This window comes from Tindallia californiensis (assembly GCF_900107405.1).
GTDB lineage: Bacteria > Bacillota > Clostridia > Peptostreptococcales > Tindalliaceae > Tindallia > Tindallia californiensis.
Window position 1 is genome coordinate 1 of the sequence record NZ_FNPV01000010.1, and the last position, 20,184, is coordinate 20,184.

A 20,184-nucleotide genomic window follows, 5' to 3' on the forward strand; every position below is an offset into this window, starting at 1 on the left:
CTGCCAATTCAACGCTTTTCAACGGAAGAGGAGGCTCTGGAACTGGCAAATAAATCACGTTTTGGCCTTGCTTCCTACGTTTTCACCGAATCACTCAGCAGAGGTATTCGGGTTTCTGAAAAATTGGAGTATGGTATTGTAGGCCTTAATGATGGCGGTCCGGCAACGGTGCAGGCGCCTTTTGGAGGCTTTAAGGAAAGTGGCCTTGGAAGAGAAGGAGGACATTTCGGGATTGAAAGCTTTCTGGAGATTAAATATATCTCCATTGGCATAAAATAACCAAGGACAGAGGATCAGTGGGAGGGGCTGGGCTCAGTGTGGGCTCAGTGGGGCCGGGGGCAACTCGCCCTCTCAACACGTCCTCCTTAAGCTTTCAAAATAAAGAAGAATATTGGAGGAAACCTTTAAATGAAAAGAGTGATATGGTGCAGCTATATAATCTTATTAAGTCTCATCTTAATGTCTTGTAGCCAAGCGGATAAAGATGTTGTTTTGGTTGGAGAGTCAGAACAATTCAGTGACAAAGAAATTAATCAGGCAATTGAATGTGTGAAGGAAAAATTTAAAGATTTCAATGGATGCGAACTTACGGATATTTGGTACGATGAAGAAAGATCTAATTCATTTATCGAGACTTATATGAACTATGGGCGTGGATCAATTAATGGTGTAAGTCCTGACAATGTAATGGTATTACTATCAAACTTTACGGTGGATGAGTCCAGTAGTGATGGAAGTCTTGAACCAAATTCAACCTATACAGACTGGATGTGGATATTAAATAGAGAGAGTAACACGAGTGATTGGACAGTAGATGATTGGGGATACTAGTTTATGCAAGGTATAAGGATCTACCGCGTATTCAGTGAGAGCATATTTTCATGAAGGTAAGAAGCGGATGAAAGGATGAAAAAAGGGTTGTTGAAACGGATGGTTAGGGGGAGCTGTGTTGAATAATTCATATAACATTTACCAGGAACTGGCCAAACCACCTTTATCTCCACCGGGTTGGATCTTTGGACCCGTTTGGACCGTATTATATGCGATGATGGGAATTGCCTGTTTTAGGGTGCTGTCCAAGGGTTTGGGTAGGCCTGAAGTCCAGAGAGCAGCCTTGGCATTTGTTCTTCAGCTTGCATTGAATTTCCTGTGGCCCTACCTGTATTTTACCTTAGGGCTTCGAGGCGTGGCAGCAATAGAAATTCTGGTATTGTGGCTGGCCATCGGTTTGTGTACCTGGCTTTTTTTCCGAATAGACGCTTTGGCTGGATGGCTAATGGTGCCCTACCTGTTATGGGTCACATTTGCCACTTATTTGAATATAGCAACCTGGTATCTGAATGCATAAGCAGGACGGATTCCTAGGTACAAAAAATGCTAAAACAGGCGCTAGGATGATGATAGGATCAATTCCAGTAGTGCTGGTCGATAGGGATTCTACAAGAGGGAGATAAGCGGTGCTACGTCTCTGGATAAGAATCCTGTTGATAAGAATCTTATTGATGTGAGGCTTGGACGATTCGAATATGTCGGACCCTTGGATCTTCCGTTCCCTGAATCCATAGACCAGCTTCTCGCTGGGTTTCAATGTAGCGTACCAGCTCTTCAGAAATAAGCTCTCCTGGGCAGAGGAGAGGAATACCGGGAGGGTATACCATTAAGAACTCTGCACTGATGTGATGGATACTTTCCCATAAGGGAAGCAAATGCGTATCGCCGTGCATGGCTTCTCTTGGTGAGAGCTTTTGCAAAGGGAGCGGTGGCAGGATGACATTATCTGTTTCAGAACAGGAGAGAATCGGGCTTTGACCATAGCCTTTACGGATAGATTGAAGGGCGCTAATCAGTGAATCCACCTGCTCCTGCGTATTACCAATGGAAAGCGTACATAAAACATTGTAAAGATCCGATAATTCTGGCTGAATATGGTATTCTTTGGAAAGAATTTCCTCTAACTGATGACCAGAGATTCCAAGATTCCGGCAGGTAATGGTTAACTTGGCTGGATCCAAACCATAGAACCCTGGACTTCCAAGGTTTTCGGCACCAAAACAGTGAAAGCCGTCGATGGCATTAATACGTTCTCGGGCTTGGTGGGACAGGAACTGTATCCTTTCCAGCAATTGAAATCCTTCTGTCATCATTTGGCGGCGGGCTACGTCTAAAGAAGCCAGTAAAATATAAGAAGGACTGGTGGTGTGCAGTAGGTTTAAGGCTGCTTGAACCTTTCGATGATCCACCCTCTCTCCCTGTACATGAAGCATGGAGCTTTGGGTCAGGGAACCAATGATTTTATGGGTACTCTGGGCACAGATATCCGCCCCTGCCTCCATGGCTGACATGGGAAGATCCTTGTGAAAGGATAGGTGAGGGCCGTGGGCTTCGTCCACCATAAGGGGGATGTTATGTTGGTGAACCAGTTTTGCAATGGCTTTTAGATCTGCTGCAACACCGAAGTAGGTGGGATTAATGACGAGCACTCCCCGAGCATCTGGATGGTCTTGTAGTGCTTTTTCAACGGTTGCTGGGGTTACATTCAGTGCTGTACCAGTCAAAGAGTCGATCTCAGGATGGATATAAATCGGTAGAGCGCCCACAAGAGCAAGGCCTGTGGTGACAGACTTATGAACGTTTCTTGGAAGGATGATCTTATCGCCTTCCCTGAGCACGCTGAGCACCATGGCATGAAGGGCTCCAGAAGTTCCATGGACGCAAAAGAAAGTATGCGTTGCCTGAAATGCATCTGCCGCTAATTTCTGAGCTTCGGCGATGCAACCGGAAGGATGATGGAGGCTGTCTACCTGCTCAAAAACCGTGACATCAATGGCCATGGCGTTGGTACCGATAAATTCCCGAAAGGCTTGGTCCATGCCGACTCCTTTTTTATGTCCAGGTACGTGAAAAGGAATGGTTTCGTTGTTAACATAGGTTAACAGTGCCTCAAAAAGAGGTGCTCTTTGATGATTTAGAGGGATCATTTTATTCACTCCTGCCCTTTAAGGTTAAAGTAAGACCTGTACAGAACCACTATAAACTTTTTTAGAGGTGGGTGCAAACTTAATCCTGTCTGGATCAATTGATTTGTTTACTAGCATATGTGAAACATTCAGCAGGAAAGCTTGATGTGGAGCCTGTAAGATCAATAAGCCCTCGTTTCTCCTTAGTAAAAAACACAAAAGGGAGGACGGGGGCTTTTTATGGCTAAAAGTACAAAAACGATCGCAATTATGCATAGATTATCAGTAACGGTTGCAGTATAATCATATTGCAATCGATTATTATTATCGCTTGATCAGAAATGCGAGAGGAAAATTTTCTAGCCGAAATAGAGCACATTAGGAGGGTAACAGCCGATGATGTTAACACGAAAAAAAGTTAGTTGGTTTATCATGAGCATGTTGATTGTGATGTTGATGGCAAGTTGCACGAGGGGAGAAGAATCTCCTTCAAATCTAGAAGAAAACAATCCGACCTCGGAGGAGGTTTCGGAGGAGCTGGTCTTTGTTAACTTTAGAGATATAAGAGACCTAAACCCTCATCTCTATAGTGGAGAACTTTTTGCACAAAATTTATTATTTGAAGGTTTGGTCATGGTTACAGAGGATGGAATTCAGCCTTGGCTGGCGAAAGATTGGGACATCTCTGAAGATGGACGCAAGTATACCTTTCATATTCGTCAAGGAATTACATTTTCGGATGGGCATCCATTTGATGCCAGTGTGGTAGAAGACAATTTTCGAGCGATTTATGACAACTACGATCGGCATGGATGGCTTGAAAGTATCCGATTGCTAGAAAGCTATAGCGCCACGGACAAGTATACCTTTGAAATGGAACTAAAAGAACCCTATTATCCTCTACTAATTGAGCTTGCCGTAACAAGACCCTTTCGCTTCATCTCGCCGGAGGCATTTATTGACGGCACTACAAAAAATGGAGTCAGTGAACTAATTGGAACGGGGAAGTACGTACTTGCGGAAAACCATATTGATGAATATGCCGTATTTGAGGTCAATCCAAATTATTGGGCAGAAAAACCAGAGATTAGCAGGATCGTTGCGAAGGTTATGCCGGATAACCAATCAAGAACACTTGCCTTGGAAAGTGGTGAAATTGATATTATCTATGGAACAAACATGGTGGATGCGGATACCTACATCAAGTATTCGGAGATGGATGGGTTTGGTGCAAGCTTATCTGATCCGTTGGCAACCAGAATGCTTATTATGAACTCTACGGATCCAATTTTATCGGATGTAAAGGTACGGCAGGCATTTAACGCTGCGGTGAATCGAGAGGAAATATCGGAAGGAATATTTTATGGTCTGGAAGCTCCTGCCGATAGGCTGTTAGCCAGTACCGTTCCATACTGTGATGTCGGATTGGATGGATACATTTACTCTCTGGAGAAAGCCAATAGCCTTTTAGAAGAGGCCGGTTGGCAGATGAATGAAGCAGAGAATGTTCGAGAAAAAGACGGAGAACCGCTGGAAATACAGCTGCATTACAATGCGGATAGCGTGACGGAAAGAACCATATCAGAATACTTACAAGACGAAATGAGAAAAATTGGTATGGATCTAAAGATTACCGGAGAAGAGGAACAAGCATACAGAGATAGAATGAAGAGTGGAAATTTTGGTATTACCTTCAATATATCATGGGGGACGCCATATGATCCTCATTCTTTTCTGGGAGGCATGAGGATGCCGGCGGTTTATGGCGACTATGCAGCTCAGCAGGGCCTTGAAAAAGTGGACGAGCTTCATGATACGATCTTAAAGGCATTTACAAGCATCGATGAAATCCAAAGACAAACATACTATGACGAAATACTTACCTATTTACACGAGGAAGCTGTTTACGCACCTCTCACTTTTGAAAGAAACAGAGCTGTATACAATGAAAAAGTCAACAATGTAACCTTTAATCCTTCGCAATTTGAAGTGCCTTTGGACAGAATGTATCTGGATTAGTGTTAGAAACAGATAGGGTCATGGGAAAGCTCTTCTATGACCCATCTGGCTTTCTGCAACGTAAGGGAGATTGCTATGAAAAACTATATGGTAAAAAGAATAGTAATGACGATACCGATGATCGTTGCCGTATCCTTGGTGGCCTTTATTTTAATTAACCTTATTCCCGTGGATCCGGCAGAAGTTGCTTTGAGAGTGAATGATATTATACCGACGGAAGAAGCGCTGGAAGGAATGAAAGAAGAGCTTGGGCTCAATAAATCCTACCTTCAGAGGTATATTGCTTGGATGGGCGATGCACTTAGACTGGATTTCGGGAACTCTTATGTGAATAGAAACAGGACCGTTTTAGATGAAATCACACGCAGTTTGCCGGCTACCATTGAACTTGCAACGGCTTCTTTGCTCATCGTGTTATGTATCAGCATTCCTGTTGGTGTCTTGTGCGCACTATATAAAAATAGTGTTTTCGATAAAATAGTTAGAATGTTTATTTTTGTTGGTTCGGCGATGCCCAATTATTGGATTGGGATTCTGCTGATATGGTTCTTTGGCGTAAAACTAGGGATTCTGCCAACTGGTGGGAACCGGGAAACTGGGGCTATTATTCTGCCGGCCGTTACCTTAAGCCTGACCTATATTTCTACCTATGTTCGACTGATAAGAAATAATATGTTGGAAAACATGACGGAGAATTATGTATTTTATGCAAAGATCAGGGGGCTTAAAGACAGAAGCATCGTAGTAAAGCATGTCCTTAAAAACTCCCTGCAATCATCCGTTACGGCATTAGGGATGAGTATTGTGCAGCTTATTTCTGGAACGGTAGTCATAGAAAACATCTTTTCTTGGCCGGGGATTGGGAGACTATGCATTACGGCGATCTTCAACAGAGACTACCCGGTTATTCAGGCGTACATTCTTATGATGGGCATTCTGTTCATTTTTTGCAACCTAATGGTAGATATTGTGCACCATAAATTGGATCCAAGGTTACGCGAGGGGATATAAAATGCTAAGAAAACTAAAAGGAGATAAAGTCGCAATCATAGCCTTAACGATTATTTTAGTGACGATGCTTCTGGGCGTACTTGCAGGACAAGTAGCTCCCAATGACCCTAATGAAACAAGTATTGTCAATAAATATGCTGAAAGAAGCCAGGAGTATCCGATGGGGACGGACCATTTAGGGCGTTGCGTTTTTTCGAGACTTATTTATGGGATCAGACCCACTATCTTTCTGTCCTTACTTACAATGGGATGCACCATCCTGCTTGGAACAACGATTGGAATGGTATCCGGGTATGCCAGAGGTATTGTAGATGAACTCATCATGAGGATTGTTGATGTGATGTTATCTTTCCCCAGTCAAGTCATGATATTGGCAGTGGTGGGGATGATGGGAGTTGGCATTAGGAATGTGGTTATCGCAAGCATAGCAATAAAATGGGCATGGTATGCCAGGATGATCAGATCTACGGTGATAAAATATAATAGCAAAAACTATATTTTATATGCAAAAACCATCGACACAAAGAAGTCTTTTATTATTACCAGGCATATGCTGCCAAACATTTTGTCGGAAATCATCGTATTGGCAACACTGGATATGGGATGGGTTATCATAAGCATCTCCACGCTTTCATTTCTGGGCCTGGGCGTTCAGGCGCCGGCGGCAGAATGGGGAGCAATGCTTAGTGAGGCGAAAAACGTTATTCAATCTCACCCTGGACAAATGATCGCCCCAGGGGTGGCGATTTTAGTGCTTGTATCTTCTTTCAACATGCTGGGCGATAGTCTGAGAGATATATTGGATCCCAAGGAGGTATAAGATGTCTACGGAACTTTTAACGGTTAAAGATCTGGAAGTGTGGCACAAGGAAGACTCCCATATTGAAAACATTATTTCAGATGTTTCATTTCGTTTAAAGAAGAATGGATGCTTAGGCATTGTTGGAGAAAGTGGAAGCGGAAAAAGCATCACCTGCAAAGCGATACTAGGGTTGCTGGATAAGAGTTTTGACGTAAAGGGAGAGGTTATGTTTAATGACATTCATCTGCTTAAAGCCGACAAGAGAATGATCAGGAAAATAAGAGGCAAAGAAATATCCATGATTCTTCAGAATCCAATGACTGCCTTTGACCCACTTTATACCATGCACTATCAAATGGCGGAGACCTTTATAGAAAATCTAAAGGTAAGTAAAAAGGAAGCACTGGAAATGTCCTTGAAAGTACTGGAAGATATGAACATGATTCTGCCCAAAGATGTGTTAAAGAAGTATCCGCATCAGTTGAGTGGTGGCATGATTCAAAGAATTATGATTGGGATGGCCCTGTTTTTAAAGCCCAGCATCATTATTGCGGATGAGCCAACCACGGCGGTGGATGCTATTAATGTAGTAAAGCTGATGGAGGAATTCAAGAAGATTAGAGAAAACCATGATACATCCATGATTTTTATCTCTCATGACTTGGGAGCTGTGGCAAAAATAGCCGACGAGGTTCTGGTGATGAAAGATGGAAGAGTCATTGAACATGGGGAAACAAAGCATCTTTTAAGATATTCAAAAAATCAGCATACGAGATACCTAATCGATACAAGATTATCCCTTGTAGATAAATTTCATCAAGCCCTAGGGTATGGAGGTGCTCATGCTATTAGAAGCAAAAGAATTGTATAAAAGCTACAAAAAGCCAGCCGGTATCGTCAGAAAGGAAGAAGTGAGAATTTTGAAGGGAGTGTCCTTTACCCTTTTAGAAGGGGAGTGCCTTGGAATAATTGGTGAAAGCGGCAGTGGCAAGAGCACTTTAGGGCGCATTCTAATTGGACTGGAGAAACCAGACAGCGGGGCGATACAAGTAAAGAGATCCGACGTGAGCTCGATAAAAAACAACCCTGTAAAACAGAAATCAAGTGTTGTTTTTCAGGATTATAGCACTTCTGTCAACCCAAGGTTTAAAGTGGTGGATGTTCTTTTTGAACCCATGAATTCCCTAAAGAAATTAAGAAAAAAAGATAAGCTTGAGAAAGCCGTAGCGTTGTTAAAAAAAGTAGGATTATCAGAAATATACTTATATCGGTATCCTCACGAACTCAGTGGTGGACAACTTCAACGAGTATGTATAGCCAGAGCAATAGCTGCCAACCCGGCATTCATTGTACTGGACGAAGCCATTAGCTCTTTAGACGTATCCATACAAGTGCAGGTGATGGACCTGCTCATGGACTTAAAAAAACAATTAAACATTGCGTATATCTTCATTACCCATGACCTGACAGCTATTACCTATATATGCGATCGTGTTTTGTTCTTTAAAGACGGTGTTGTGATTGAAGAAGTTCAAAACATGGCGGAACTACGAAATGTAAAAGAAGATTATTCCAAAGCATTATTGCATGCCGCGATGGAGATGAATGGAGGAGAGAACGGGGCGTATGAAATATAGTGAATATCTTAAACTTGCCATCCCTTTTACGGTGTCAACGATTACACAACCGTTGCTAGGAGCAGTGGATACTGCCGTAATAGGAAGATTGGGAGATCCCGCCTATATTGGTGGTGTAGCGGTAGGGACGGTTATTTTCAGTACAATGTACTGGTTGTTTGGATTCCTGAGAGTAAGCACATCCGGCTACTCCGCTCAAGCATTGGGGACTAAAAAAGAAGAGGATGGGTTGTTTGCACTGTATAGACCGAGCTTGATTGCTATGGTGATCAGCTTGCTATTTATACTATTCCAAGTGCCGATTTTCCAAGGGGCTATGAAGATTATTCGACCCGAAGCAGATGTATATCGTCAGGCATACGCATATTTTCATATATTAATCTGGGGCGCTCCTTTTGTTTTGCTGAATTATGTGAATTTGGGATGGCTCATGGGCAGAAAAAAAGTAAAGGCTTCCATGTTTTTACAGATATTTTCCAACGGTCTAAATATTGTGCTGGACGTAGTGTTTGTTTTATATTTCAAAATGGGCGTTGAAGGAGTAGCGTATGCCACCTTAATCGCACAAATCACAGCCTTTATTATTGGATTTTATCTTATTCGTATACATATTGATCTGGTTGCCATAAAAAAGCACACGGACCGGTTGTTCGATAAAGTGGCGTTTAGAAAAATCATTGGGGTGAATTCGGATTTGATGGTAAGAACCATATGCCTGCTGATTGTTACCAATATGTTTGTTGCCAAGGGTGCTTCTTTAGGGACAGAAATGTTGGCAGCCAATGCGGTTTTATTTCAAATGAAATATATAATGGCTTATTTTTTTGATGGATTTGCCAATGCTTCCAGTGTATATATTGGTACAGCCGTGGGCGAGAATAATGTAAAATTGTACGAAGAAGTTTTGAGGATTTCCACTAAAAGCACTTTTGTGTTAGCGAGTGCGATGTCTCTGTTGGTGTTTTTTCTTCGAAGTCAGATGATCACCACGTTCACAGTGATAGAAAGCGTTATTAATTTGAGCATGGAGTATTCTGTATGGCTGGCAGCCTATCCCTTTGTTGCAGGAATCGGCTTAGTCTACTATGGCATTTTTACTGGTGCTACTTACACAGCTCCTGTTAGAAAATCGATGATTCTATCGCTAATTCCATTTCTCATACCATATTTTATCGTGATTCCCATTTGGGGCAACCATGGTTTGTGGCTTTCCTATGTGTTATTTAGTTTAGGAAGAAGCCTATTTTTGGTACTCTTTACCATCAACTTCAAGAAGGCGGTTTTTGTGCTTGAGTCCAGACAAATGATGGCTACTTAGGGCGTAGCATCTGTTGCTTAAGACAAGTATAGGCAGGGAGGTAACATGAAAAGATCCATACGAACAAAAATAATTGCAGCCATATGCATTACGTTTTTAATACTTCTCTCCTTGTTTATTTACGTCATAGAAGGTCAGGTAAAAGAAAGGGTTAATCTGCTAAATAGAAACTTAACAAACCAATTGATTGATGCCAGAGGCAATCAGATTTCTAATTGGCTGGAGCAGAGAAAAATCGAACTGGAAATGATGGCATCTTTTATTCTGAAATATGACATGAGCAAAGAGGATGCCAAAGACTTTATTGAAATGATGTATGAACAAAAAAGCGACACTTATGTAGATATGGGGATCGTGGAATTTGGAGGGTACAAAAGAAGCATTCATGGAAAAGAAACCGCCATTAAACATAAAAAATACTACAAGGATGCCCTGAAGGAAAATGCGAGCTTTAAAATAAGCGAACCACAAGAAGTGAACGGGGACAAAATGGTGGCAATGCTTTATAAAGTGGGAGGCGTTAATAGGGAAATTGAGTTTATTTATGCAGAGGTTCCATTGGAAGGGTTAATGAGGATTGCCTCTAGAATAAATGTCTATGACGGATCGGGCGAGATCCTAATCAAAAATAAAAGCATCGATTCGAGGGAGAATCTCTATCCCACCAGTTTGGACAACAACCCACTTATTTTTGAAACAGATATCAAGGCTGCTAGGGGCTGGTCTCTCAATTATTATATTTCTGCGGAAAGAATCAATGCTATCAATAGAGAGCTTCGCAAATACATCGTTTTTTTTCAAATGATATTACTAGCCAGTGTTATTGTGCTGCTTATGATCAGTTTTGAGTCAGTTGTGAAGCCCATCGATAAACTCAAAGAAATGATGGGGAAAGTGGAGAAAGGAGATTTATCGGTAAGGCTTCAAAGCCATCGAAAAGATGAGATCGGTAGTCTGATCACCAGTTTCAATAATATGACACAAAACCTTGAAGAATTTAGATGTCAAGAAAGAGAAATGAAACTTAAAATCATGCAAGAACAAGTTAAGCCACACTTTCTTTACAATACCCTGGATACGATAAAGTGGGTAGCTACCGAAGAAAATACAGAAGAAGTGCTTAGTTTGATTGATGCGTTAGGAACCTATTTTCGCATTGGACTAAGCAGCGGAAAAACCTTTATTAGCCTTGATGAGGAACTGGAACATATTGATAGCTATCTCAGAATACTGAAAGCACGGTACGAGGATCGGTTAGTGTATAGCATACACTACGATGATAATCTACTGGATGTCATGGTAATGAGAGTTCTATTACAACCCATTGTAGAAAATGCCGTCATTCATGGAATCAATCAAATGACGGAGGATGGCAAAATTACTATCTATATTGCTTCGAAGGAGAATGAGGTTGTGATAAAAATAATGAATAATGCAGTATTTCAGGCAGATCTCATGGAAGGGATCAATAATGCCTTAATGGCGGATGAAAAAACAGATATGCTTAAAGGCTATGGTCTGTATAGCGTCAATCATCGGATAAAGCTTGAGCATGGAGAGCAATATGGCTTAGAACTTCAGTCTAAGGGGGGATGGACCATAGCCGTTATTCGAATACCCATAATAAGAGGAGAGAAGGATAATGTTTAAGGTTCTTATAGCGGATGATGAACCCAAAATAAGAAAAGGCTTAAAGAGGTGGATCGAAGAAAGCTCCTATTCGTTTCAAGTGGTGGCTGAAGCCAGGAATGGTAAAGAAGCTTTGGAATGCACACTGGCTACATCACCAGAAGTAATCTTTGTAGACATCAATATGCCAGTTATGAATGGCCTCGATTATATTAGCCAGGTGAAAAAAGCTTGTCCTGGTAGTCTGATTGTGATTATTAGTGGACATGATGAATTCAAGTATGCACACAAAGCAATAAAATATAAGGTGTTGGATTACTTGCTAAAGCCTGTTTCGAAAAATGAATTCAACCTTCTCTTAAAAAATGCAATGGAAATATTGGATGAGAAAGTTGCAGAACTTGAAAGAGAGGATAAAGTAGATGAAATCCTAAAATATTCCTATTTGGTAAAATCGGTAAAAGAGTATATAGACCAGCATTTTACGGACCCTCAACTTAACTTAGTTCAAACGGCTCAAGTATTTGACGTGAGCAGTTCTCATTTGAGTAAAAGGATGAAAAATGAGCTAGGAAAGACCTTTGTGGAGTATCTAACGGAAAAACGACTAAACAAAGCCAAAGAAATCCTGACAAACCAATACGACAGAGTGACTATCTTTAATGTATCTAAAAGAGTAGGATACACATCACAGCATTACTTTAGCAGAGTGTTTAAAAAGACTTATGGAGTATCTCCTATGGACTATAGAAGAAACAAACAATACCATTGAACAGGAAGCGTAGCGGGGATAGCCATAGCGATCATCAACAATGACCGCCAGAGGACAAGGGGACGTTTCTCGCGTCCTTTTTTCTGCGTCTAAAAATAGATTTTAGGATGGATTTGAAGATGAAACAATTTGCTTTTCATTCCGTATAACATTTAAAAGACATGGATCAATACAGATGAAGGCACTCTTGAATTATTATACTTGAAATTATAATAATATAAAGTATAATATATTTGAGGAGATGATGATCAAATGAAGCATTTTATTGATCGGGAAGAAGAATGGAAGTTTTTGGAAGATGAGTACCGCCGAGAAGGTTCTTCACTGGTAGTCCTTTATGGAAGAAGAAGAGTGGGTAAGACTGAATTGGCAACAGAATTTATCAAGCAAAAAAACGCACTGTATTTCCTGGCGACAGAAGAGCGTGAATTGCAGAACCGAAACGCCTTTCAACATGCTGTTGCAGAGTTTTGTGATCATGAACTGTTAAAAAACTCAAGAGTTGATAACTGGGAAATACTGTTTAAAACACTGCTGGCAGAAGCGAAGAGCGAAAAACTGATTGTGGTAATCGACGAGTTTCAGTATCTGGGAAAGTCAAATCCATCTTTCCCATCTATTTTACAAAAAATCTGGGACACAAGCCTGAAAGATGCAAACATGATGCTGATTCTTTGCGGTTCCCTCATATCCATGATGGAAAGTCAGGCACTGAGCTATGATAGTCCTTTATATGGAAGAAGAACCGGTCAGATTCGATTAAAACAAATCCCTTTCTCCAAATATCATGAATTTTTTCCTGAAAAAAAAAGAAGAGAGCTCATAGAGTATTATGCTGTTACAGGTGGTGTCCCCAAGTATATCGAGCTCTTTTATGCTGAGAAGGACATCTATTCAGCCATCGATAAAAATGTTTTATCCAGACAAAGCTTTCTATATGATGAACCCAATTTTTTGCTACAGCATGAAGTGTCGGAAGTAGGCAGTTACTTCTCTGTCATCAAAACCATTGCAGCAGGGCATCATAAGCTGTCTAAAATAGCTGGAAATTTGGAACTGAAACAGACCGGTCTGACAAAATATCTAAAAACACTGATGGATCTTGATATTGTTGAAAGAGAAGTACCGGTCACGGAAGAAAATCCTGAACGAAGCAAAAAAGGTCTCTACCGACTTAAAGATAATTTTCTGTTATTTTGGTTCAAATTTATTTACCCCAATTTACGATATATTGAATCAGGGCAGAAAGAACTTGTAATGAAAAAAATAAGAACGAACTTGGTGGACGGACATATTAGTTATATATATGAATCCATTTGTGCAGAAAAAATGTGGCAGCTGAGCGCAGAAAAAAAGTGGAAATTCACGTTTGATAAAGTCGGACGATGGTGGAACAACGATACGGAAATAGACATTGTTGCCTATGATCGTGAAGGAGCAGATATTATTTTTGGTGAGTGCAAATACTGGAGCAACAAGGTTGGCATAAATGTACTGGAAGAACTTGAAAATAAAGCGAAAGCCGTTGAATGGAAAAAGGATAAGCGGAAGGAATACTATATCCTGTTCGGAGTCAATGGCTTTACCGATGATCTTTTGAAAGAGGCAGAAAATAGGGATGATGTGGTGCTCTCAAATTGAGGGTTTTAAGTAGGACGCGCACCGGTTGTGGTGGCAATCTTTCGGATTTCGGCCGAACCTCTCCTTTTTGTGCATGAAATGAGAGGATTAGGGAAGAAACTATCCATTACCATGAAAGGAGATGTGGAGATGAACTACAAAATTGAAAAGAAAGAAGCATTTCGGATTGTGGGGGTCAAAAAGCATTTTGACTGCAATATCGAAGAAAATTTCAGTGAAATACCCCAGTTTTGGACAGAAGTCATTCAAAATGGCATGATGATGGAAATTGGAAAAATGTCTGACCAAGACCCTTACGGGATTTTAGGGGCGAGTGCAGGCATGAACGGAAAGGATTTCGATTATTATATTGCAGCTGCAACCGGCAGCCCAACTCCCCAAAACATGACGGAATACGAAGTGCCACAAGCAACCTGGGCAATATTCCAATGCATAGGACCGATGCCGAAGGCGATCCAGGAGCTTCAAAAGCGTATCATCACTGAGTGGCTGCCCACATCTGGGTATGAATACGCAGATGCTCCGGATATAGAAGTGTATCCGGCGGGAGATGTCACTGCACAGGATTATCAATGCGAAGTTTGGTTGCCGGTTAAGAAAAAATAGCAGGACAAGAGAAACGTCCCCTTGTCCTGACGAAACTGACACAAGGAAGGGGATTGGGATCATGGAAAAGGAAGCATTATTGACGGTGGTATCCAACGAGATTGAAGCAGGAATGGTTGAATCACTGCTGGCGCCGGAAAACATACCTGTTCTCCGAAAACAACGGGGAGCGGGGCAGTACATGGAAATCTATATGGGAATGTCAATGGAAGGCGTCGAACTCTATGTACCGGTGGAATCCCTGGAAAAAGCCAGAGAACTGATTCGTGTCCAGGAAACGGGAGAACCGCTGGAAGAACCCCAATCAGATGAAGAACTGGTTCAGGCCGAAGAGGATCAAGAGAAAAAGCGCAGAAGGAGAAGCTGGATTATTCTGCTGCTGGTTTTTCCGGGAATCCTGTGGTTATTGATTCATCACCTGGGGAACTTATTGCGTATATTGTTTCAATAAAACAATAGGACATTTTGTGTTTATATCCTGAGAAAGTCTTTCCAGGCAGGAACATCCCGCAGTCCCTGGGCATAACCTAATTGGCAGCTCTTTTTTAATTTGTGATAGTCTTTTTCCATATTGGATACCGGCATAACATCCGGGTACACCAAAAAGGCTTTGCCTTCCAGCTCCAGTTCCTGAAGCTCCTCCAGTGTCCGGTTGTACTGAAGATGTCGTTGGAGCATGGCTTCAGCCACCTGCGGGTATTTGCGGTAAAAAGTTTTCACAAATCCTTTGTATTTCACCGGGGCTTTTCGGTAGCCTTTAGGCCGGGTCAGGATGACAAAAAACCGCTCATAACCGTCCTGCTTGGCAATATCCAGAGCGATGCCGCCGTTGATACCGCCATCAACATATTCAGAGCCATTCACTACGGCAGGAGGCATAACGATGGGCATGGAAGAGGAAGCTCGCACAATCCGCATTAGATCCAGCGGAGCTTGAATGTCCTTCCTGGAAAAATACTTCATTTGGCCGGTTTCCATATGGAAAGCACCGATGCGCAAACTGGCAGGATTGCTGGAAAACGCTTCAAAGTCAAAAGGAAGGGTTCCCGTTGAATGAGGCGTCTCTTCGTAGATGTATTTTGCCCGAAAATAGCCTTCTCCCGATAAAAATGACTTCCATCCGCCAAAAAGAGGATCCTTGACAATGTCTACAAAAGATCGTTTGGCCCGGTCCGTGTCCCGGGACAGGTAATTGACGCTGCAGCTGGCGCCGGCGGAAATGCCGGCCACATAATCAAAATACAGCTGATGTTCAAGCAAATGGGATAAAAGTCCGGCAGAATAGCTGGCTCGCATTCCACCGCCTTCAAAAATGAGGGCGGTGTTTTTGATATTATTTTTAAGAAGATTATTCTGATTGGGCATGGGATCTACTCCTTATTAGCGGGACAAGGGGACGTTTCTCCTGTCCTTACTCCTGTGGTGACAGATAAAGGGCGGCATTCTGGTAGGTGATAGGCTCACCAACTAAAAAATGCCCCGGTTCCAGATTGTGCCGGTAATGCGACATGGTAAAATGAAGGTGCGGGCCGGTGGAAAAACCAGTGGTCCCGACAGTCCCGATAATCTCGCCCCGTTCGACCACTTTGTTTTCAACAGTCTTGAGCTCATCCAGATGAAAATAAACACTAAATAGCCCTTGGCCGTGGTCAATGACCACGGTTTTTCCCTGTGTTATTAAATCCATGGCCAGCACCACTCTCCCTCGGTTCGTGGCTGCCACTGGAGTGCCTGTGGGCGCAGCGATGTCCAAACCTGAATGACGATAGGAGGTGGGGGCATTGTTCACATATCGGGTTTCGCCAAACTCTGTGGTAAGTCTTCCCTTAACGGGAATGATAAAGGATTTTGAATAATAACGCTCCGGATTGCTGCGATCCCGGGAAGGGGTAAAATACTTGGCTGTCATGGCTGCCGCTTCTTCATTCCGGGTAGCAGCGGCAACTCCGGCATCAATGGTCAGGTACTGGATATGAAAATACCGGGGATGCAGGGTTAAGGTAGTTTCTTGCAAAGGTTCACCTTCCAAACCATAGGACAGCACGTATTCTCCGGGGCTGGTTCCGTAGTGAGTGGGGATATAGGCTGCAACTCCGTCTTCCAGAGGATAGAAGTGCACCTGATCTGTCAGTGAGTGTTGAAAAACCGGATTAGCACCATCCGGAAGATGGCGGGCGTGAAACACCAGCATTTCTCCTTGTAGTGCATGGGGACCAGGCACTTGGAAGTCTGGGGGCAAATTCATTTCCAGAGAAAAGGCAGAGGTGATGGAGCCACGGTAGGGCTGTTCTTCATCTGTCCAGGAAAACTCCAGTTGGTAGTCGTGACGTCCGTTGTAAGGAAAGACTGGCAGGGTTGAGCTTTCCAAAGGATCATTGTAACGCATATCACCGGAAGGATCGGTTACTTGTAACCATATCTCATCAGGAGGGGGATCAAGGTTCAACCTCAGGATGTAATTGGAACTATCCACTGGAAGAACAGAATCATGGGAAATATCCCTGAATTGAGAAGACTTTGTCCAGCTACCGTCTAGGCGCTGGAACTCCCACGAGTCATGAGTTGCAGGAGGATGAAAAATTTCGTCTGGTCCCTGAATCTGAATCGCTGGCGGCGTTGCATGATCATATAATGCTTCGAAAGCTGGATGGATATAGAAAAAAACAGGATGGCGGGAAAGAGAAGGCTGTCGGCTTGAGCGCTGGACAAACAGACCCTGATCCATGGATGCAGTGATTTCATACTGGCGATTGGGAAGCCAGCGGGTATGCAGTGTCATTGTAAAGGAAGCAAAAGAATTAGACGATTCTCCATCAGGGGTTTCTGGTGAAGGTTCTCCCGAAAGCCCCTGCAATAATGCTGTTGCATCATCATGATCCAAAGAATGGTAACTGGTTGTTCCGGATTCCTGGTGGACTACCGTCATTCCTGAGACCAAACTTGCCGGAACAGGAAAAACGAATGAAGCCAAAAGAATCATCATGATGATTAAGAAAAGAGTGATCCAACGATAACGAACAGCGAGAGTATGCTTCATTATTATTCTCCTCACATGACCCAACAATTCAACGCTTATAATTATAATGCTATTCTATCCGTAAAATACATTCATGGCAAGAAAGTGAAGGACATTTTCGTATATCATAAAAGGGTGAATAGAATGAATAGTCGTAAGCCTGCTTAAATGATACAATGAAAAAAGTGCATGTTATACCAAACTACGCTGATGCGTAAGGAGATGAGCAGATGAAGAAAGAAAACCTGGATTTAGTAACAGAGCTGCGCCATGAACTTCACCAGCATCCAGAACCTTCACATGAAGAAGTGTGGACAAAAAAGCGGCTAATTGAGTTTTTAAAGACGCATACAAGTCTGGAGATTGTAGATCGTGGAAAGTGGTTTTATGCAGGTTATAGGGCGGGAGACGGAAAGCGGAACATCGCTTTCAGGGCAGATTTTGACGCCATTCGTTTGCAGGAGAAGTCGGATTTGCCGTATGTTTCTCAAAACCCAGGGGTTTCTCACAAATGTGGTCATGACGGTCACTCTGCCAGTTTAGTTGGATTTGCTCTGGAAGTAGATCAGAATGGTGCTGAGCATAATGTGTTTTTCCTGTTTCAGCATGCTGAAGAGACGGGTGATGGTGCAGCTGAGGCAGTTGGATTCATAAAAGAGAACCAGATCGATGAGATTTATTCTTTTCATAACATGAGTGGATGGCCGGAAAAAACAGTGGTGGTTAAGGACGACACACTTATGTTTGCTTCCCGGGGAATGGTAATCCATATGGAAGGCACTCCCACCCACGCCAGCCAACCGGAGTATGGAAAAAACCCCGCTCAGGCTATTGCACAAGTTATTTCTTCTATTCCGGAATACACTAAGCCGGAAGACCATAAGGGATTGGTCCTTTGCACCATCATTCAAGTTGATGTTGGAGAACGGGCTTTTGGCGTGGCGGCCAGCAAAGGAGACTTGCTCCTTACGATCCGCGCTGAGTTTGAGGAAGAGTTGGACAAACTGCAGGAGAACCTGGAAAACCTGGCAAAGGCTAAAGGCCATGAAGATGGGATCGATGTAAGTTTTGAATACCATGATGTATTTCCTGTAACATCAAATCACAAGGAAAGTACCGATAAAATCCGGCAGGTATGCCGTGAAAAAGGATTCCCATTGATGGAGATGAACGAGGGCGTGCGGGGATCTGAAGACTTTGGTCACTACTTGAAAGAGACCAAAGGGGCCATGTGCTACATTGGTAATGGTGAAAAACATCCGCAAATACACACCGATGAATATGATTTTCCCGACAGCATCATCGAAACAGCGGTGGAGCTGTTCAAAGGATTGGTGGAACGGGGATAAACTTTAAGGAATCCATAGTCAATTGCCTCTAAAGAGCAGCAAATTTATCCATAATAGAAAGTATTATCAAAGCGACTGACGGTTGATCTTAACCGCCAGTCGTTTTTTTAGAAAATTATTTTAAAATGCTATTGCATCTCTCGACATATGTGATATATTTATAATATAAAGATATGTAAACATATCATAAAGTTATATTATAAACACATTTAGGGAGGTATTTGTAATGAAAAAGAACAAGTTAAGGTATTTAGGTTTTCTGGGATTGCTTGGATTGCTGGGGATCCCCACAGGTAATTATGGGTTCTTTGGATTCTTTGGCGCTTTTGCCTTCTTTGCCTGGGGTGAGATCAAAAACGATGAGATGTTCAAAATAAACGTTGCCAAAGCAGGGCTGAATGCTTTTATCGTTTCTTTGGTGGGGTTAGCATTGGCCATCGCAGCTGTATCCATCCTGCAAACACTGGCGGCAGCAGCCCTGTTTATTGCGGCCATCTTTTTTATACAACTAATGACCTTTATTATATCGTTTTATGAGTATGAAAGAAGAGGTGACCTTTAGAATGCAGATTGTAATAAGGTCCAGAATCAAAGAACTGAGAGCGAGGTATGACCTGACACAGGAACAATTGGCCAACATGGTGGATGTTCGCCGAGAGACCATTGGCCATATTGAGAAGAACAAGTATAATCCTTCTCTGACACTTGCCTATAAGATTTCCAGAGCTCTAAACAGCACCATCGAAGAAGTGTTTATTTTTGAAGAATAAGGACAAACATAATAAAAAAATGATGCTTTTAGGACTTGACACAGAAGATGTTGACATCAAAACAGTACGAAGACTGTTTTTTTATTATTGCATGAGCAGGAACTAGGAAAAGAGCATATTGAATCAGTCATTAACCTGTTGGTTGAAGGGTTGGCGGACAAATGGGGGAAATGAATATGATTATCGACGCTCATGCTCATGCCTGCGGCGAGTATTATGACCATGACAGCATTATCCGTGTATTGGATGAAAATATGACAGATCGAGTGGTGTTATGTCCTGGGGAGATTAACAGTAGGAAGAGCTATGGATTGCCCATGATCTCAGAGAGGTTTCCGCAGAAGGATATCATGTTTGCTGTTAACCGAATCATCGGTTTTGTGACGAAAATGACCGGTGCAGCCAAACACATTGACGAGCAGAACGCCTATGTTTATGAGCTTTCCCAAATGTCTTCTGGCAGAATCATCCAATCCTATTGGATCAATCCCCTTGACCGGAATTGTCTGTCAAAGCTTGAAGAGACCATAAGGCTTATGGCTTTAAGCTGATCAAAGGTGAAAATATGTACCAGCTTTTATTCCCGGACGAAGCGATGAACAAAGCTGAACTGTGAATACCCGGGACGGATGTTATAAAACGTCTAAACTGTCATCT

General features: G+C 42.4%; 20 protein-coding genes and 1 pseudogene. 18 read left to right on the forward strand and 3 right to left on the reverse strand.

Annotation, left to right across the window (positions count from 1 at the left end):
* The 3 genes and pseudogenes from BLV55_RS12585 to BLV55_RS12595 form a co-directional block, all read left to right on the forward strand.
* A partial coding sequence (locus BLV55_RS12585; protein WP_143033213.1) for an aldehyde dehydrogenase family protein occupies positions 1-279 on the forward strand: 279 nt, incomplete at its 5' end.
* 129 nt (positions 280-408) lie between these two features.
* Positions 409-831: a DUF4829 domain-containing protein gene (locus BLV55_RS12590; RefSeq protein ID WP_093315010.1), complete on the forward strand. Its 423-nt coding sequence runs from the start codon at positions 409-411 to the stop codon at positions 829-831.
* Positions 832-943: 112 nt separating this feature from the next.
* Positions 944-1,348 (forward strand): annotated as a pseudogene (locus tag BLV55_RS12595) (TspO/MBR family protein); the annotation flags it as partial.
* 148 nt (positions 1,349-1,496) lie between these two features.
* On the opposite strand, the gene BLV55_RS12600 reads toward BLV55_RS12595, so the two are convergent.
* Positions 1,497-2,978 carry an aminotransferase class I/II-fold pyridoxal phosphate-dependent enzyme gene (locus tag BLV55_RS12600; protein ID WP_093315014.1) on the reverse strand — a complete coding sequence of 494 codons (1,482 nt, stop codon included), beginning with the start codon at positions 2,976-2,978 and terminating at the stop codon, positions 1,497-1,499.
* A gap of 375 nt (positions 2,979-3,353) precedes the next feature.
* On the opposite strand from BLV55_RS12600, the gene nikA reads away from it, so the two are divergent.
* The 11 genes from nikA (at position 3,354) to BLV55_RS12655 (ending at position 14,843) form a co-directional block, all read left to right on the forward strand.
* Positions 3,354-4,976 carry a nickel ABC transporter substrate-binding protein gene (gene nikA / locus BLV55_RS12605; protein WP_093315016.1) on the forward strand — a complete coding sequence of 541 codons (1,623 nt, stop codon included), beginning with the start codon at positions 3,354-3,356 and terminating at the stop codon, positions 4,974-4,976.
* A gap of 75 nt (positions 4,977-5,051) precedes the next feature.
* Positions 5,052-5,987, forward strand: coding sequence for a nickel/cobalt ABC transporter permease (opp1B, locus tag BLV55_RS12610; RefSeq protein WP_093315018.1), 936 nt, complete (start codon positions 5,052-5,054; stop codon positions 5,985-5,987).
* 1 nt (position 5,988) lies between these two features.
* Positions 5,989-6,807, forward strand: a complete 819-nt coding sequence (gene opp1C / locus BLV55_RS12615; protein WP_093315020.1) for a nickel/cobalt ABC transporter permease — start codon at positions 5,989-5,991, stop codon at positions 6,805-6,807.
* 1 nt (position 6,808) lies between these two features.
* Positions 6,809-7,660 carry an ABC transporter ATP-binding protein gene (locus tag BLV55_RS12620; RefSeq protein WP_093315022.1) on the forward strand — a complete coding sequence of 284 codons (852 nt, stop codon included), beginning with the start codon at positions 6,809-6,811 and terminating at the stop codon, positions 7,658-7,660.
* Positions 7,632-8,426 carry an ABC transporter ATP-binding protein gene (locus BLV55_RS12625; protein ID WP_093315024.1) on the forward strand — a complete coding sequence of 265 codons (795 nt, stop codon included), beginning with the start codon at positions 7,632-7,634 and terminating at the stop codon, positions 8,424-8,426. Before BLV55_RS12620 ends, BLV55_RS12625 begins: the two co-directional genes overlap by 29 nt.
* Positions 8,416-9,744 (forward strand): MATE family efflux transporter, encoded by a 1,329-nt coding sequence (locus tag BLV55_RS12630; RefSeq protein WP_093315026.1) that lies wholly within the window; start codon positions 8,416-8,418, stop codon positions 9,742-9,744. The genes BLV55_RS12625 and BLV55_RS12630 overlap by 11 nt, the downstream gene beginning before the upstream one ends.
* A gap of 45 nt (positions 9,745-9,789) precedes the next feature.
* Positions 9,790-11,394, forward strand: a complete 1,605-nt coding sequence (locus BLV55_RS12635; RefSeq protein WP_093315028.1) for a sensor histidine kinase — start codon at positions 9,790-9,792, stop codon at positions 11,392-11,394.
* Entirely contained in the window at positions 11,387-12,145 is a 759-nt protein-coding gene (locus tag BLV55_RS12640) for a response regulator transcription factor (RefSeq protein WP_093315030.1), read from the forward strand. Before BLV55_RS12635 ends, BLV55_RS12640 begins: the two co-directional genes overlap by 8 nt.
* A 252-nt stretch (positions 12,146-12,397) precedes the next feature.
* Positions 12,398-13,786 (forward strand): ATP-binding protein, encoded by a 1,389-nt coding sequence (locus tag BLV55_RS12645; protein WP_093315032.1) that lies wholly within the window; start codon positions 12,398-12,400, stop codon positions 13,784-13,786.
* Positions 13,787-13,915: 129 nt separating this feature from the next.
* Positions 13,916-14,392: a GyrI-like domain-containing protein gene (locus BLV55_RS12650; protein WP_242870127.1), complete on the forward strand. Its 477-nt coding sequence runs from the start codon at positions 13,916-13,918 to the stop codon at positions 14,390-14,392.
* Between the two features lie 61 nt (positions 14,393-14,453).
* Positions 14,454-14,843 (forward strand): putative signal transducing protein, encoded by a 390-nt coding sequence (locus tag BLV55_RS12655; RefSeq protein ID WP_176968410.1) that lies wholly within the window; start codon positions 14,454-14,456, stop codon positions 14,841-14,843.
* Between the two features lie 20 nt (positions 14,844-14,863).
* Here the strand turns inward: BLV55_RS12655 and BLV55_RS12660 are convergent, their stop codons facing one another.
* Entirely contained in the window at positions 14,864-15,757 is an 894-nt protein-coding gene (locus BLV55_RS12660) for a patatin-like phospholipase family protein (protein ID WP_093315036.1), read from the reverse strand.
* Between the two features lie 46 nt (positions 15,758-15,803).
* The gene (locus BLV55_RS12665; RefSeq protein WP_093315038.1) at positions 15,804-17,429 is read right to left on the reverse strand and encodes a M23 family metallopeptidase; all 1,626 of its coding nucleotides are present in this window, start codon (positions 17,427-17,429) and stop codon (positions 15,804-15,806) included.
* A 209-nt stretch (positions 17,430-17,638) separates the two neighbouring features.
* On the opposite strand from BLV55_RS12665, the gene BLV55_RS12670 reads away from it, so the two are divergent.
* The 4 genes from BLV55_RS12670 to BLV55_RS12685 all read left to right on the forward strand — a co-directional run bounded on the left by BLV55_RS12670 (position 17,639) and on the right by BLV55_RS12685 (position 20,078).
* Positions 17,639-18,757 (forward strand): M20 metallopeptidase family protein, encoded by a 1,119-nt coding sequence (locus BLV55_RS12670; RefSeq protein WP_093315040.1) that lies wholly within the window; start codon positions 17,639-17,641, stop codon positions 18,755-18,757.
* A gap of 226 nt (positions 18,758-18,983) precedes the next feature.
* Positions 18,984-19,319 carry a DUF3796 domain-containing protein gene (locus tag BLV55_RS12675; protein WP_093315042.1) on the forward strand — a complete coding sequence of 112 codons (336 nt, stop codon included), beginning with the start codon at positions 18,984-18,986 and terminating at the stop codon, positions 19,317-19,319.
* Between the two features lies 1 nt (position 19,320).
* Positions 19,321-19,527 (forward strand): helix-turn-helix transcriptional regulator, encoded by a 207-nt coding sequence (locus BLV55_RS12680; RefSeq protein ID WP_207646080.1) that lies wholly within the window; start codon positions 19,321-19,323, stop codon positions 19,525-19,527.
* A gap of 161 nt (positions 19,528-19,688) precedes the next feature.
* Positions 19,689-20,078, forward strand: a complete 390-nt coding sequence (locus tag BLV55_RS12685; protein WP_143033214.1) for a hypothetical protein — start codon at positions 19,689-19,691, stop codon at positions 20,076-20,078.
* Positions 20,079-20,184 lie beyond the last annotated feature (106 nt).

Excerpts from the sequence above, each read along its gene's own strand:
- BLV55_RS12665 (WP_093315038.1), bottom strand. The coding sequence starts at position 17,429 with ATGAAGCATACTCTCGCTGTTCGTTATCGTTGGATCACTCTTTTCTTA.
- BLV55_RS12645 (WP_093315032.1), top strand. The coding sequence starts at position 12,398 with ATGAAGCATTTTATTGATCGGGAAGAAGAATGGAAGTTTTTGGAAGAT.
- BLV55_RS12600 (WP_093315014.1), bottom strand. The coding sequence starts at position 2,978 with ATGATCCCTCTAAATCATCAAAGAGCACCTCTTTTTGAGGCACTGTTA.
- nikA (WP_093315016.1), top strand. The coding sequence starts at position 3,354 with ATGATGTTAACACGAAAAAAAGTTAGTTGGTTTATCATGAGCATGTTG.
- BLV55_RS12650 (WP_242870127.1), top strand. The coding sequence starts at position 13,916 with ATGAACTACAAAATTGAAAAGAAAGAAGCATTTCGGATTGTGGGGGTC.
- BLV55_RS12620 (WP_093315022.1), top strand. The coding sequence starts at position 6,809 with ATGTCTACGGAACTTTTAACGGTTAAAGATCTGGAAGTGTGGCACAAG.
- BLV55_RS12680 (WP_207646080.1), top strand. The coding sequence starts at position 19,321 with ATGCAGATTGTAATAAGGTCCAGAATCAAAGAACTGAGAGCGAGGTAT.
- BLV55_RS12660 (WP_093315036.1), bottom strand. The coding sequence starts at position 15,757 with ATGCCCAATCAGAATAATCTTCTTAAAAATAATATCAAAAACACCGCC.
- BLV55_RS12670 (WP_093315040.1), top strand. The coding sequence starts at position 17,639 with ATGAAGAAAGAAAACCTGGATTTAGTAACAGAGCTGCGCCATGAACTT.
- BLV55_RS12685 (WP_143033214.1), top strand. The coding sequence starts at position 19,689 with ATGGGGGAAATGAATATGATTATCGACGCTCATGCTCATGCCTGCGGC.
- BLV55_RS12675 (WP_093315042.1), top strand. The coding sequence starts at position 18,984 with ATGAAAAAGAACAAGTTAAGGTATTTAGGTTTTCTGGGATTGCTTGGA.
- opp1B (WP_093315018.1), top strand. The coding sequence starts at position 5,052 with ATGAAAAACTATATGGTAAAAAGAATAGTAATGACGATACCGATGATC.
- BLV55_RS12640 (WP_093315030.1), top strand. The coding sequence starts at position 11,387 with ATGTTTAAGGTTCTTATAGCGGATGATGAACCCAAAATAAGAAAAGGC.
- BLV55_RS12630 (WP_093315026.1), top strand. The coding sequence starts at position 8,416 with ATGAAATATAGTGAATATCTTAAACTTGCCATCCCTTTTACGGTGTCA.
- BLV55_RS12655 (WP_176968410.1), top strand. The coding sequence starts at position 14,454 with ATGGAAAAGGAAGCATTATTGACGGTGGTATCCAACGAGATTGAAGCA.
- opp1C (WP_093315020.1), top strand. The coding sequence starts at position 5,989 with ATGCTAAGAAAACTAAAAGGAGATAAAGTCGCAATCATAGCCTTAACG.
- BLV55_RS12590 (WP_093315010.1), top strand. The coding sequence starts at position 409 with ATGAAAAGAGTGATATGGTGCAGCTATATAATCTTATTAAGTCTCATC.
- BLV55_RS12625 (WP_093315024.1), top strand. The coding sequence starts at position 7,632 with ATGCTATTAGAAGCAAAAGAATTGTATAAAAGCTACAAAAAGCCAGCC.
- BLV55_RS12635 (WP_093315028.1), top strand. The coding sequence starts at position 9,790 with ATGAAAAGATCCATACGAACAAAAATAATTGCAGCCATATGCATTACG.